The 13,461-nt window shown below is 60.2% G+C and carries 14 protein-coding genes; 2 read left to right on the plus strand and 12 right to left on the minus strand.

The window, feature by feature from the left end; translation table 11 throughout:
* The first annotated feature begins 12 nt into the window (after window positions 1–12).
* Together AXF15_RS08560 and AXF15_RS08565 are read left to right on the plus strand one after the other, a co-directional pair.
* Window positions 13–951: a GGDEF domain-containing response regulator gene (locus AXF15_RS08560; protein ID WP_066606052.1), complete on the plus strand. Its 939-nt coding sequence runs from the start codon at window positions 13–15 to the stop codon at window positions 949–951.
* The gene (locus AXF15_RS08565) at window positions 923–1,864 is read left to right on the plus strand and encodes a tyrosine recombinase XerC (RefSeq protein WP_066606054.1); all 942 of its coding nucleotides are present in this window, start codon (window positions 923–925) and stop codon (window positions 1,862–1,864) included. Before AXF15_RS08560 ends, AXF15_RS08565 begins: the two co-directional genes overlap by 29 nt.
* Before the next feature lie 134 nt (window positions 1,865–1,998).
* Here AXF15_RS08565 and AXF15_RS08570 read toward each other — a convergent pair whose 3' ends face one another.
* The 12 genes from AXF15_RS08570 to AXF15_RS08625 form a co-directional block, all read right to left on the minus strand.
* Complete coding sequence (locus AXF15_RS08570; protein WP_066606057.1) at window positions 1,999–2,289, minus strand: hypothetical protein; 291 nt, start codon at window positions 2,287–2,289, stop codon at window positions 1,999–2,001.
* A 32-nt stretch (window positions 2,290–2,321) separates the two neighbouring features.
* Window positions 2,322–3,026, minus strand: coding sequence for a protein phosphatase CheZ (locus AXF15_RS08575; protein ID WP_066606067.1), 705 nt, complete (start codon window positions 3,024–3,026; stop codon window positions 2,322–2,324).
* The gene (locus AXF15_RS08580) at window positions 3,023–3,562 is read right to left on the minus strand and encodes a PilZ domain-containing protein (RefSeq protein ID WP_066606070.1); all 540 of its coding nucleotides are present in this window, start codon (window positions 3,560–3,562) and stop codon (window positions 3,023–3,025) included. The genes AXF15_RS08575 and AXF15_RS08580 overlap by 4 nt, the downstream gene beginning before the upstream one ends.
* 45 nt (window positions 3,563–3,607) lie before the next feature.
* On the minus strand, window positions 3,608–4,489 hold the full coding sequence (gene ybgF, locus AXF15_RS08585) for a tol-pal system protein YbgF (protein WP_066606073.1): 882 nt from the start codon (window positions 4,487–4,489) through the stop codon (window positions 3,608–3,610).
* A 32-nt stretch (window positions 4,490–4,521) separates the two neighbouring features.
* Window positions 4,522–4,740: a PLDc N-terminal domain-containing protein gene (locus AXF15_RS08590; RefSeq protein ID WP_066606076.1), complete on the minus strand. Its 219-nt coding sequence runs from the start codon at window positions 4,738–4,740 to the stop codon at window positions 4,522–4,524.
* On the minus strand, window positions 4,730–5,515 hold the full coding sequence (gene lgt / locus AXF15_RS08595) for a prolipoprotein diacylglyceryl transferase (protein ID WP_066606079.1): 786 nt from the start codon (window positions 5,513–5,515) through the stop codon (window positions 4,730–4,732). Before lgt ends, AXF15_RS08590 begins: the two co-directional genes overlap by 11 nt.
* Window positions 5,496–6,026: a signal peptidase II gene (gene lspA / locus AXF15_RS08600; protein WP_083517952.1), complete on the minus strand. Its 531-nt coding sequence runs from the start codon at window positions 6,024–6,026 to the stop codon at window positions 5,496–5,498. The genes lgt and lspA overlap by 20 nt, the downstream gene beginning before the upstream one ends.
* Window positions 6,019–8,826, minus strand: coding sequence for an isoleucine--tRNA ligase (gene ileS, locus AXF15_RS08605; RefSeq protein ID WP_066606085.1), 2,808 nt, complete (start codon window positions 8,824–8,826; stop codon window positions 6,019–6,021). The genes lspA and ileS overlap by 8 nt, the downstream gene beginning before the upstream one ends.
* Window positions 8,827–9,125: 299 nt before the next feature.
* Entirely contained in the window at window positions 9,126–10,106 is a 981-nt protein-coding gene (gene galE, locus AXF15_RS08610; protein ID WP_066606087.1) for a UDP-glucose 4-epimerase GalE, read from the minus strand.
* Window positions 10,107–10,417: 311 nt separating this feature from the next.
* Window positions 10,418–10,876 (minus strand): response regulator, encoded by a 459-nt coding sequence (locus AXF15_RS08615; protein ID WP_066606090.1) that lies wholly within the window; start codon window positions 10,874–10,876, stop codon window positions 10,418–10,420.
* Between the two features lie 104 nt (window positions 10,877–10,980).
* Window positions 10,981–12,450, minus strand: coding sequence for an SLC13 family permease (locus AXF15_RS08620; protein WP_066606092.1), 1,470 nt, complete (start codon window positions 12,448–12,450; stop codon window positions 10,981–10,983).
* A 56-nt stretch (window positions 12,451–12,506) separates the two neighbouring features.
* Complete coding sequence (locus tag AXF15_RS08625; protein WP_066606094.1) at window positions 12,507–13,061, minus strand: hypothetical protein; 555 nt, start codon at window positions 13,059–13,061, stop codon at window positions 12,507–12,509.
* Window positions 13,062–13,461: the final 400 nt, after the last annotated feature.

Here is a 13,461-nt window from a genome sequence, read left to right on the forward strand (position 1 = left end):
CGTATCGCACGTATGAAATCCGGCAAACATCTTTTCCTGGTCACGGCTGATCCTTCCCTCGAACAGGACCTGCGTTCCCTGTGGTCCGGGGACGAGGTGCGCTGGACCACTTTCGGGCGCGGGACGCAGGCTTTGGAATTTCTTTTCACCAGCCCGCCCGATCTGCTGGTGGTGGACGAGCGCCTGCCGGATCTGAAGGGTACGGATCTGGTCCGGCTCATCAAGGGCGAGAACGTCTACCGGCAATTGCCCGTCATCTTATGCCTGGATGGCGAGGACTCCCTGCGGGAACAGGCCTTCGACGTCCTGGAAATCGACGATTTTCTGGTCAAGCCGCTGACCCCGGCGATCACGCGCAGCCGTCTGGTGCTGGCCTATTACCGGGCCACCCGCGAGCTGGACGCCAGTCCCCTGACCAGGCTGCCCGGCAACACGTCCATCATTCACAAGATTCAGGATCTCATTGACCGCCGGGAGGATTTCGCCCTGGCCTATGTCGATCTGGACCACTTCAAGTCCTTCAACGACAAATACGGCTTTTCCCGCGGGGATGAGGTACTGCTCATGACCGCGCGGGTCATCGTCAATTCCATCCGTGCCTTCATGGGGGCCAACACGTTCGTAGGTCATGTGGGCGGGGACGATTTCGTGTTCATCGTGCCGCCGGACAAGGCCGAGAGCGCCTGCCGACAGGTACTGGAAAATTTCGACTCCATCGTGCCTCATTTCTACGACGAAGAGGACCGGGCCCGTGGCGCCATCCATTCCATTGACCGTCAGGGAAATCAGCAGGTTTTCCCGATCATGTCCGTTTCCATCGGCGTGGTCTTCAATCGCGGCGGCCGCTTGAAGCATTTCGGCGAAGCCTCGCAGATCGCCATGAATCTGAAGAAATACGCCAAGAAAAACCCCAGAAGCTGCTATGTCCTGGACCAGCGGACCGGCTCCTGAGGCCGTCACCCTGTTTCTTTTGTATCTGGATTCCCAGCGCGGATACTCGCCCGCCACGGCGGCGGCCTATGAACGTGATCTGGAGGGACTGCACCTGTTTCTGGCCCGCCGGAACAAGGGGCTGCACGATCCCGCCGAAGTGAACCGGGCCGACGTCACCGCCTATCTGGCGGATCTGCACCGGCGCGGGCTGGCCAAGTCCAGCGTGTGCCGCAAATTGTCGGCCGTGCGGGCACTGTACCGCTTTCTGCGCAAAAAGAAGCTGGCGGCGGAAGACCCTTGCGCCACTCTGAGCAACCCCAAGCAACCCAAAACACATCCGCGCGTGCTGAACGTGGATCAGGCTTTGCGGCTCATGACCGCGGACATGACGCCCGATCCCGCCGGGCTGCGCGACGCGGCCCTGTTGGAAGTGCTGTACGGCTCGGGACTGCGCGTCAGCGAGGCTCTGGGTCTGGATTTTCAGCACGTGGATCTGGATGGAGGCGTAGTCCGGGTACTGGGCAAGGGCGGAAAGGAGCGCATGGCCCCGCTGACCGGCCCTGCCGTGGAGCGGCTGCGCCGGTATCTGGAACAGCGTCAGGCTTTTTCTCCCGCGCCCCGCGAGCAGGCCGTGTTTCTGGGTAAACGCGGCGGACGCCTCACCCGGAGCCAGACGGCGCACATCGTCAAGGCCGCCGCCCTCCGTTGCGGGTTGCCGCCGGGAGTCAGTCCGCACACCCTGCGCCATTCCTTTGCCTCGCACATGCTTCAGGCCGGCGCGGACCTGCGCAGCGTGCAGGAACTGCTCGGGCATTCCCGTATTTCCACCACCCAGCGCTACACGCATCTGGATCTGGCCCAGATCATGCGTGTGTATGACGCCTGCCATCCACTGGCGGGCGGGAAGAAGGACGATACGGAAGATTCGTGAGATGGGCGATGTTTCTTGGGGAAAGTATTATGCCCGGCCAGTATTGAGACTGAAAATATCGAAGATTGGGGGACATTGAAACCGACACATGCATTGCTAAGCGGCGGTTTTTTTACCCAGTGAGAATCGCCGCATCACTGCCGGATCTGATCCGCTCCGGCCAGGGGGACGGTCAGGTCGTTGGTCAACACCCACAGGGCCAGCAGATGCCTGAGGGTCAGATCGGCCTGGGCCATGGCCTGCCGGTCGGCATTCTGGGCGGCCATCTCCTGAATGACCAGCATATACTCGCGGGCCAGGGTGAATTCCGCGCAGATCTCCCGCACGAAGTCCTCGTATATATCGGGCTCCTGCAAGTAGAGCCGGTCCAGAGCGCCCATGATTCTGGTCAGGGCGTGAAGGCTTATGTCCGTGAGCTGAGGCATGTTCTTTTCCTGAAACTGCGGTGAAAAGCCTCTCAGATGCCGAGCTGGCTTAACAGGTCGTCCACATCGGCCTGGGAGGTATCGGACTGGGGACCTTTGAGCTTGGAAGCCCGTTCACGGGAGGTCTGGAGGATTTCCTCGGCGTCTTTTTCCGGATGTTCCTCCATGGCCTTCATGGACAGGCCGGTGGTCATGTACAGATCGAACACGACCCTCTCGATCTGTTGCAGGGCGTTGACGATGCGTTTGATGCGCTGTCCCGTCAGATCCTGGAAGCTGAGAGCGGTCATGACTTCCATCAGATCCGCGCCCAGCTTCGAGGAGGCTGCCTTGAGTTCCGCAACCGTTTCGCCATGCTCCCCGGCGGGCAGGGAGTTCAGCAGGGCTGCGGTCCGCTCGTTCTGGTCCAGATGCTTTTCCACCAGGGTCATGATGGTTTCCGTGGCCTTTTCCGTGGTGTTCAGTATCTCGTTCAACTGGGCCGAGGCTTCGGAGATCATGACCTCCGCGGATGGCCCGCCTGAGGACGGCTGGCCGCTGGCTGTGGCGGTGGTGATCTCGTGATAAATGGTTTTCAGGCCGTCCTGCAGGTCGGAACTGATGGCCCGGTAGAACTGGGTGGCGGTCAGGGCCCGGGTGATCTCCCTGGTCAGTTCCGTCGAAACGATTTCGCGGATAGTGGTCTCGGTTCTGGCGATGATTGTATCCAGAAGATTCTGGCTGATCTGATCTTTCATTTCTGATCTCCGTGCGGGGCTGGTGCGGAACGTCTGTCCCGAAGCTGTTCCCGCTGCCGGGCCGTGACGAAGGAAATGATTTTTTCCCGCTCACAGGCCCGTATTTCCTCGAATTTCATGGCCCACAGTTCCTGATCGTCGCAGATATCGCGCCGAATGAGCACGCCGATGGTCCCGGCCAGAACTTTCGGCTGGAAACCGAGTTCCACCACCATCTCCACCGCCGTACCCAGTTCAAAGGACCGGGGCGCGCTGAAACGCAGTCCGGCTCCACTGATGTCGCAGATCAGCGTCTGAACGGGAAAATCCTCGTGCAGGGTTTGCTGGTTGAGCAGGGTCAGGATGGTGTTCAGCTTCTCGTCCATCCGCTCCAGAAACGGGCCCACGCCGTCGGGGAGCTGGGAGCGGATGGAACTGAAAGGCTCCGGTTCCGGGGCGGCGGAAAACAGGGGCGTGAGGCGGCCTCCGGGCAGGATCCGCAAATGGCCCTTGAGGGCGGCGTCGATGCGGGCGAAGCCGCGGTCGGCAATGCTCATATTTTTTTCATCATGTGGCGGTGTCTTCGCGCGGCCGCCCGGAGACTAGTTGCCGCCCCCCTTCAGGTAGGCCTGGGCGCGTTTGCCTTCGGCAGAATCCGGATATTTCTTGACCAGATCCTGCAGCACCAGCTTTCCGGCCTGTTCCTTTTTCAGCTTGTAGAAGGCGATTCCCTGCTTGAGCATTGCAGCCTTGTATTTGCTCGACTTGCTGTGACTTTCGATGACCTTCTGGTAGGTCAGTACCGCGTTGGCGTAGTCCTGCATCTGGAAGAAGCATTCTCCCTGCCAGAACAGGGCGTTGGGGACCAGCGAGTCTTTGGGGAAGCCTTTGACGAACTCGGCCCACATGGCCTGCGCCTGTTTGTAGTTGGTGGCGTAGAACTGCTCCAGGGCCTTCTGGTACAGTTCCCGCTGGGCGATCTCGGGTTCCTCCGGAGACATGGGGGCCGACGCGCCGGAAGAGGGGGCGGAAGGAGCGGGTTCGGTCCGTGAGGGTGAAGTCTGGGAGGAAGCGGGCGCGCCCGTCGATTGCGGAAATTCGTCGAAAACCACGCCCAGTTGCGAGGCCATGAACATGATTTTGCGATCGAGGTCCTGCATTCTGGCGTTCAGGGTATCGAGCGTCATGCCGCTCTGCGAGGTTTGGGTGCGGCGAAGGTCGTCCATCTGGCCCGAAATGGAGGCCACTTCGGAGCGCAGGGCGTTGATTTCGGCCCAGCTGTTGGCCTGGGCAGGCTGCGTCTGGGCCAGGCCGGCTTCCAATTGGGTGACGCGTTCCTGCTGCTTGGCCCGTTCCTGTTCCTGATAATACATCTGGCTGCGTAACTGGTTGACATCCGACGTGCTCGCACATGCGGACAGCATGCCCATGGCGGCGAGGGTTCCGGCGAGGAGAATTTTTTTACGGAGGGAGTGAATTTTCATGAAAGACCTCGATTGTACGGCCCGGAGCGGGCTCAGGTTTTTTTCATGGCGCGCCGTGCGCCGAGGAGCATGTACATCAGCCCCCCGATCACCGGCAAGACAATGAGCGTCACCAGCCATGCCGCCCTTTCCTCGGGGGTGGGGAACTCGCGGCGGTACACGTGCACGATGCCCCACAGGTTGGGCAGAATGGGCAGAATAAGCAGGGGCAGGGCGTAGGCCAGCTTGTCGGGCGGAATCTCAGCGAACATGGCTTCTCCTGTGGTGGAAGAGAAAAAGGCCCAGTCCCACGGCGCCCAGCGCGATGATCTGGGTGACGCTCAGAACTCCGGTTCCGCCGCGATAGTCGGCCCGGAAAAGCTCGATCAGAAAGCGGAATGCCCCGAAGAAGACGAGAAAAATGGCCATCAGGCCGCCGGTCCGCCGGATATGGGGTTTTAGAGCCATGAGGATGACGAAGCAGCACAGACCGGCCAGACTGTGGTAGAACTGGGTCGGATGCAGGGGCGTGAACAGCGGGGCCAGAGATTCCGGATTGGAAAAGGTCACGGCCCAGGGCAGGTCGCAGGACGCGCCATAGCAGCATCCGGCGGCCATGCATCCGATGCGCCCGATGGCTTCGCCAAGACCTATGCCCGGCGCCAGCACGTCCATCCAGCGCCAGATGTCCTGCCGCCTCTTTTTCAGAAACCACAGGGCCAGGGACGCGGCCAGGATGGCGCCGCCGGAAAAGACCAGCCCTCCTTTCCAGAACATGAAGACTTCCAGCGGGTTGTCCCAGAAGTAGGCCGGGTTGATCAGCACATAGAGAATGCGGGCTCCGAGAATGGCTCCCAGAATGATGTAGAATCCAAGATCCGAGAGCAGGTCCGGGTCGAGTCCCGCTTCTCTGGCCTCGCGCATGGACCAGCTGATGCCCAGCAGAAAGCCCATGGCCACGAACAGCCCGTAGGCGTGCAGGGCGAAGGGGCCGATCTCCAGGCCGAACAGGGTGAAGGGCGCAAGCTCAAAGATGGTCGGGAACATGCCGCCCTCTGCGCTGGTAAAAGGAGACGAGAAGCCCGGCCGCGCCCAGACAGATACCCATGTCCGCCACATTGAAGGCGGGCCAGTGCCAGGCGCCGATGTAGAAATCCAGGAAATCCACCACCACGCCCAGGCGGACGCGGTCTATCAGGTTACCCACAGCGCCGCCCAGGATGAGGCCCAGACCGTACGCGAAAAAGGGGCCGTCGTCCTCCTTGCTGCGGGCCAGGGCGGCGATGAGCCCGAGGGCCAGAACCGAGATCACGATGAAAAAGGGGCGCTGCCAGTCGATATCGTGGCGGTTCAGAAAACCGAAGGCCGCGCCGCGGTTCAGAATGTGTACGATGTCGAAGAAACCGGGGATGACGGTGAAGCCCTTTTCCCAGACCGGTATGGACCGCTGGACCCAGATTTTGGTCAGCTGGTCCAGAAGCAGCACGGCCAGACCGGACAGGATGATGATCCGGTAGCGGCGGCCCATGTCCGGACTGGCCGGCGCGGTTCTAGGCATGGCATTCCTTCAGCACTCGCGTGCAGCGGGGGCAGGTCTGGGGATGATCGGGATCCGTTCCCAGATTTTCGTCGTAAATCCAGCACCGGGCGCATTTTTCACCATGAGCTTTTTCCACGCTTACGGCCAGCCCCGGGATTTCCGTCCGCACGGCTCCGGCCGGAGCCGGGTCCGCTGAAACAAGGACCTGACTGACGATGAAGACATCCCGCAGGTTCGGTTCCAGTCCCGCCAGACGCTCCCGGATGCCTTCCGAGGCGAACAGCGTAACCCGCGCATCCAGCGAATGGCCGAGCGCCTTGGACTGGCGCAGAGGTTCAATGGCTTTGGTCACTTCGCCGCGCACGGCGAAAAGCAGCTCGAAAGCTTCCGCCTCTTTGGCATTCAGAAGGGCTTCGTCCATTTCCGGAAGGCGCATGGCGAATATCGTGCTGCCGGACGGCCGCAGCGGCTGGGGCAGATGCTGGAAGATTTCCTCGGCCGTGAAACTCAGGATTGGGGCCATGTCGGCCAGGAGCATGAGCAGAATGCGGTACAGGGCCGTCTGGGCCGAGCGGCGCTCCGGGCTGTCCGGCCCGCTGGCGTAGAGACGGTCCTTGATGATGTCCAGATAGTAGGAACTCAGCTCGGTGATGCACAGGTTGTGCAGGGCGTGGTAAACCTTGTGAAATTCAAAATTCTCGTAGGCCGCCTGTATGGCTTGGTGCCGGGTGCGGACCATGTGCAGGGCGTAGCGGTCCAGCGGGAACATGGCCGAAGCGTTCAGGGTGCGGGCCGGATCGAAACCGTTCAGGTTGCCCAGAATGAAGCGGCAGGTGTTGCGGATCTTGCGGTAGGCGTCCACCAGACGGCCCAGGATTTCCTCGGAGATGCGCAGATCGTCCTGATAGTTTTCCGAAGCCACCCACAGGCGCAGGATCTCCGCTCCGTACTTCTCGATAATCTCCTGCGGGGCGACCACGTTGCCGATGGATTTGGACATCTTGCGTCCCTGGCCGTCCAGAACGAAGCCGTGGGTGAGCACCGCCTTGTAAGGCGGCACGCCTCTGGTGCCCACCGCCGCCAGCAGGGAGGAGTGGAACCAGCCGCGATGCTGGTCCGTGCCTTCCAGATACAGGTCGGCAGGGAAAGTGCATTCCTCACGGCCTTCACACACGGCGGCGAAGCTCGTACCTGAGTCGAACCATACGTCCAGAATGTCATCCTCCTTGGTCCAGTGTTTTCCACCGCAGGACGGACAGGAAAGGCCCGCTGGCGCGACCTCTTCGACTGGAGCTTCGAACCAGTAGTCGGCTCCGCGCGGGTGCGTGGCGAAGCGGTCCACGATGCCGTGGGCCCAGGTCGCGTCGAAGTAGGCCTCGCCGCAGTCCGCGCACAACAGGGCGATGATGGGCACGCCCCACATGCGCTGCCGGGAAATACACCAGTCGGGCCGGAATCTGATCATGTTGTGGATGCGCTCCCGGCCCCAGCCGGGTACCCAGCGCACAGCGTTGTCGATGGCGTGGAGGGCTTTCTCGCGCAGGGCGCCGTTGTCCATGGTGATGAACCACTGCGTGGTGGCCCGGAAGATGACCGGCTTCTTGCAGCGCCAGCAATGCGGATAGGAGTGCCGGATTTTCTCGCTGGCCAGCAGATGGCCGTTTTCCGTGAGTTTGGCCGCGACCAGAGGATTGGCCTCCTGCACTGTTTTGCCGCCGAAAAATTCCACACCGGGCAGGAACCGGGCCTGGTCATCCAGAGGAGAAAGAATTTCCAGTCCGCAGCGCAGGCCCGTCTCGTAGTCTTCGCGGCCGTGGCCGGGCGCGGTGTGCACGCAGCCCGTGCCCGCGTCCAGAGTCACATAGTCGGCCGTGACCACTGGAGAGGGGCGGTCATAGAAGGGATGGCGGGCCACAAGTCCTTCCAGGGCCGCGCCGGAGGCCGTGCCCGCCACGCTCCATCCGGTCCAGCCGAAACGCTGGGCGCAGCCCGCGGCCAGTTCCTTGGCCAGGATGTAGAAATCGTCGCCTGCGCGGATCAGGTCGTACTCGAACTCCGGGTGCACGGCCACGGCCATGTTGTCCGGGATGGTCCACGGCGTGGTGGTCCAGATGACGATGTACGTCCGCCTGGGATCGGCCTGCGGAAAAACGCCGGACAGTCCTTTCGGCTCCAGGGGAAAACGTACGTAAATGGACGGCGAGGTGTGGTCGTCGTATTCCACTTCGGCTTCGGCCAGGGCCGTTTCGCAGGAGCCGCACCAGTAGATGGGCTTCTTGTTGCGCTGCACGGAGCCCGTCGCATAGAAATTGGCCAGCTCCCGGGCCGTGGCCGTTTCGTAGGCCGGAGTCATGGTGATGTACGGATCGTCCCAGGTGCCGAAGACGCCCAGACGTTTGAACTCCTCCCGCTGGATGTCCAGATAGCGCAGGGCGTATTCCCGGCATTTGCGGCGTATTTCCAGCAGAGAGAAAGCATCCTTGCCACCCAGCTCCTGCTCGACCTTGAGTTCGATGGGCAGGCCGTGGCAGTCCCACCCGGGGACATACCGGGCCTTGCGTCCGGCCATGTTGCGGTGCTTGACGATGATGTCCTTCAGAATCTTGTTCATGGCGTGGCCGATATGGATATGCCCGTTGGCATAGGGCGGCCCGTCGTGCAGGGTATAGGGTTCACCGTTCTCACTGGCGTGAACCATAGCGGAGTATGCGTCCGTCTCGCGCCATTTTTCCAGAATTTTCGGCTCGTTCTGGGTCAGGCTGGCCTTCATGGGGAAGGTGGTGTCGGGAAGATTCAGGGTTTTTTTGTAGTCGTTCATGAGGCCGAGTTCCTCCGGAGCGTCGAGTGAGCCCGTGTGTTGCGGTATGCGCGGCATGTGCGGAAAGCGCCCGTGCCGACAGGCTGGGAACAGTGGAATATCCCAAACCTGAAGTCAAGTTTCGCCTCAGGTCCGGTCTGATGTGCGGGATCCGCCTCCGGGTCGTCATCGCCGGGGCTTTGCCTGGACTGAAGGATATGGGCGCGCGGGAGATATACGGCCGTTTTTCACCCGGCGGACCTCACGGACGGGCGTGTGGAATCCGCCGGGCGGAAATCTGTGTTTTCCTGTTTTGCGGCTTACAGACGCTGCTCCCAAGTGTAAGCGGACAGGGCGATTTCATGGATGTCGTCGTGGAGCGGGGTCCAGTCCATGGCTTGGCGGATGCGGGAGCAGTCGGCCACCAGCGCCGGAGGATCACCTGCCCGCCGGGGAGAGTCGATGACCGGGAAATCGACGCCGCTGGCTTTCTGCACGGCGGCCACGATCTCCCGCACGGAATATCCGCGTCCGTATCCGCAGTTGAACACGCCCGAAGGATTGCCCCGCTCCAGATGCCGCAGAGCCAGAACGTGGGCCTGGGCCAGATCCGTGACGTGGATATAGTCGCGGATGCAGGTGCCGTCGGGGGTAGGGTAGTCGGTGCCGAAAACATGCAGGGCCTCGCGCCGGGCCAGAGCGGCCTGGGAGGCTACTTTGAACAGATGTGTGGCGTTGGGTGTGCACTGCCCCACGCGGCCTTTGGGGTCGGCTCCGGCCACGTTGAAATAGCGCAACGCGATATAGGAGAATTCCGGATGGGCCGCGGCGGTGTCCTGGAGCACCCACTCGCTCATGAGTTTGCTGCGGCCGTAAGGATTGATGGGGTCGAGGGGGCTGTCCTCGGTCACGGCCGGGGTGGAGGGCATGCCGTAAACCGCCGCCGTGGAGGAAAAGATGAAACGGGGGATTCGGTTTTTCACTGTCAGCCGGATCAGTTCCGTGGTGTTGCCTGTGTTGTTGTCGTAGTATTTGAGAGGGTTCTCCACGGACTCCGGAACCACGATGGATCCGGCGAAATGCAGGACGGCCGCGAAGCCTTCGTCCCGCATCAGGGCGTCCAGCCTGTCCGTTTCGGCCAAATCGGCCACCACCAGCCGTGCGGGCGGCAGGACGGCCTCGGCCCGGCCCGTGGAGAGATTGTCATAAACCACGACATCATAGCCCGCTTCCAGCAGGGCCAGTGTGGTGTGCGAGCCGATATACCCGGCGCCGCCGGTGACCAGAATTTTTTTGGACATGATTTCCTCCGGTACTTGCGGGGCGGCATTTTGCCGCGCCGTGTTGACTCAATTCCTTTTGGTGCGGGTAAGCAAAATTCCGCAAAATTCCAAGTTGCAGGGGACGGAGGATGGAGGCCGGAATTGGGCTGGCACAACGGCTGGTATCTGTTCTGGAGACCGCCTTCACACTGGCTTTAGCGGCTTGGAAGAAAAAATCCGGCGGACAGGAGATGGCCGTCCGCCGGAAATACGTATTCAGGTGAGGGAAGGTAATGGCACATCCGGCATTACAGGTCTTGTCCCGTAACTCCCGCGCGCCGGGATGCCGTTCAGATCCGCCGGCCAGGGCTCCAGGAGGATTCCAGTTTGTCCAGCAGAGAGCGCTCTTCGGCTTTCTTCAGCCGCTGGTCGCGCTCCCGTTTGACCCGGTAGGCCTCCTGGATTTTCACCACCAGATACTCGTACTCGTAGGGTTTCATCAGATAGTCGTAAGCGCCGAGACGCATGCCTTCCACGGCGGAGGAGACTTCTCCGTGGCCGGTGAGCATGATCACTTCCACGCCGATGTGTTTGGCGCGGATCTCGGACAGGATTTCCAGGCCGCTCAGGCCGGGCATCTGGATGTCCGTGATGACGATATCGATTTTTTCCCTGTCCAGAAGCGTCAGGGCATCCATGCCGCTGCCGACATCCAGCACTTCGTAGCCGGTTTCCTTGAGCCGTTTGGCCAGTGTCTCGCGAAAAGGCTCCTCGTCGTCGATCAGAAGCAGTCGTGGCAGGTGTTCCATATTTTCTCCTTCATTTTCATCGGCGGGGCCGATTTGAACCCGATGGAAATTACAGTCAAATCATCTTCCCACGGACATGGGCATGTCCGTGGGAGCAGTTGTTGTCAGCCGCCGAATCCTATCAGCGGCCAGTAGACCAGAACGCCTGTGACGGCAATGGCCAGAAGCGTCAAACACCAGGGGATGGCTACCTTGGAGAATTCTATCTGGCTGAAGTAGCCCGTGCTGTACGCGATGATTGTCGGCGGGCAGCCGATGACCAGCATGATGAAGGATGTGGTGATGGGCGAGAGCATGCCCACGGCTTCTGCGCTCATGTTCATCAGGTTGGCCATGGGCAGGGTGATGGGCAGACTCAGGGCCACGGCGGCGGAGTTGCTCATCATGCTGGACAGGAAGGAGCCGAAAAAGCCCATGCCGTAATAGGTAACAAAGGCGTTGTGCCCCTGCAGCATGGGCAGCAGGGATTCAGCCAGAAACTGCCCCAAACCGGACTTGAGCATCGCCGCGCCCAGCGACACGCCGGAACCGAAGACAATCCAGGATTCCCAGGGGAACTTGTCGCAGATGGTCTTGAAGGATACCCATCCCGGCGCGCAGAATCCGGCCAGGGCCAGGGCGGCCACCACGCTGACGTGCCAGCCGGTCAGGTCGCCCATGAACCAGAGCACGAACGCGGCAATGAATATCAGGGTCACGCCGAGTTCGGCGGTACCCATCTTGGGCATGGATTCAATCTTGACCGAGGCCGGAAGCTCTTTCTCGGAAGGCCGGAAAATCAGATAGCAAACCGCCCAGGTAGCCACTGATGTGAACAGGCAGAGGGGGAACTGAATGAGCATGTACTTCAGAAATCCGATTTTCACGGCGACGCCCGTGGTTTCCAGAATGTACTTCTGGGTGATGTCCACGGCCAGAGGACAGCGTCCGCCGCCGAGCAGCGTGCCGAAGCCGCCCGCCGACGCGGCGAGGGGGATGAGGATGATGAAAAATTTGCTCAGGTTGTTGCTCTTCTTCGGGGTGATGCCCATGGACTGAAAGATGGGCAGAATGGCGAAGAGCATGATGATGGTGATGGTCGCGTCATGGAATATGGAGGACAGAAGTGTGCTGCTGATGGTGATGAAGAAACTGAGTTTCTTCACGTTGGTGCCAGCAAAACGCAGAATCCAGAAAAGCAGTCGTTTGGCCAGCCCCACTTCGTTCAGGACCACGCCGAACATGATGATCATCATGACGAACATGACGGCTCGGTTGGCGTAGGGCGCCCATGCGGAGGAGCTGTCCGTCACCTTGAACATGATCATGAGGGCGGTGGCCAGAAGGGCGGTGATGCCGATGGGAATGGCCTCGGAAACCCAGAGAAACACTACTGGCACGAGAATGGCCGCCAGCTTGTGTCCTTCAATGGGGAGATTGTCGGGTTTGGGGAGCACGTAGATGAAGATGCCCAGCGCCAGCGCCACGAGCAGCTTGATAATCATCGCTTTGTTAGACTGGGTCGGCCCCTGAGGCTCCTCTTCGTGCATGATAAGCTCATCAGGGGAATTGTCGCGCACATCTTGTCCACTCATGAATGTTCTCCTTTTCGTTGCGTTTGCTTACGGAAGAGGCTGGTTACGGGGAAGTATCACAGGCCGCAGCTTTCCCTGATCCGGCGGCCTATTTCACGGTATACGTCGGAAAAGCGGAGCATTCCGGCGAGTTTCTTGCCATCCATGACGAAAAGCGAATCGTGCTTGAACATGACGAACCGGTGAAAGGCGATGTTCAGGGATTCATCCTGGCCGATGATCTGATGGGGTTGGGGCGGCTTCAGAAAATCCTTCACCTGAATGTCCTTGGCTCTCGCACACAGGTCGTCCAGGGGCTTGGACCAGAGGGTGGCCTGGTCGCGCATGGGCTGAATGACATAGTCGAAATTCTCCACACGGGAGCTGGCATTTTGGTCCACCAGAGTCTCGTAGTCGGGCTCGAGGCCGCGCACGACATCAAGCGGAGAGAGTTTTCCGACCACCTTGTTCTCGCTGTCCGTAACCAGCAGGATGCGCTGTTCGCGTTTTCCGGACAGATATTCCTCCTGAGCCCTTTCCAGAGCCATGACTGCTCCGGAAAATGTGGCCGTGTCCGAAATCCTGGGAAATTTGGCGATGGGGACCGTAAGATCCTTTACAAGAGATTCCATGTCTGTCGCTCCTTGATGGTTGGGCCGGAGCTTCAGACTGCTCCGGCCGGTGCTGTGCCGGCATAAAACCCGGTTGCACTCTAACAAGTACCATACCATCGGAATTGCGTGATGCTGCCTGATGATAAATAATTATCCGGAATAATTGATTTTAAAATTGGTATTTATTTCACGAGCAAGGCTTTCGGTATTGTGATATTAGAGACAATGCGCATGGGCAATGGTTTTTTGCAGGAAATTGCACGGTTTTTTCTTGTTCTAGGATGCCAAGGAGGGTAAAAGGAAATAAAGATGCGCTTTTGAGTGGAGAAATCGCATGGGAAAGCCAGCACTGACGTGGGTTGAAAAAATGAGGGGAAAGAGACCCGCCGTTCGGAGAAAGCTCCGGACCAGGCTCTTG

The organism is Desulfomicrobium orale DSM 12838 (genome assembly GCF_001553625.1).
In the GTDB taxonomy this organism is placed as follows: Bacteria; Desulfobacterota; Desulfovibrionia; order Desulfovibrionales; family Desulfomicrobiaceae; genus Desulfomicrobium; species Desulfomicrobium orale.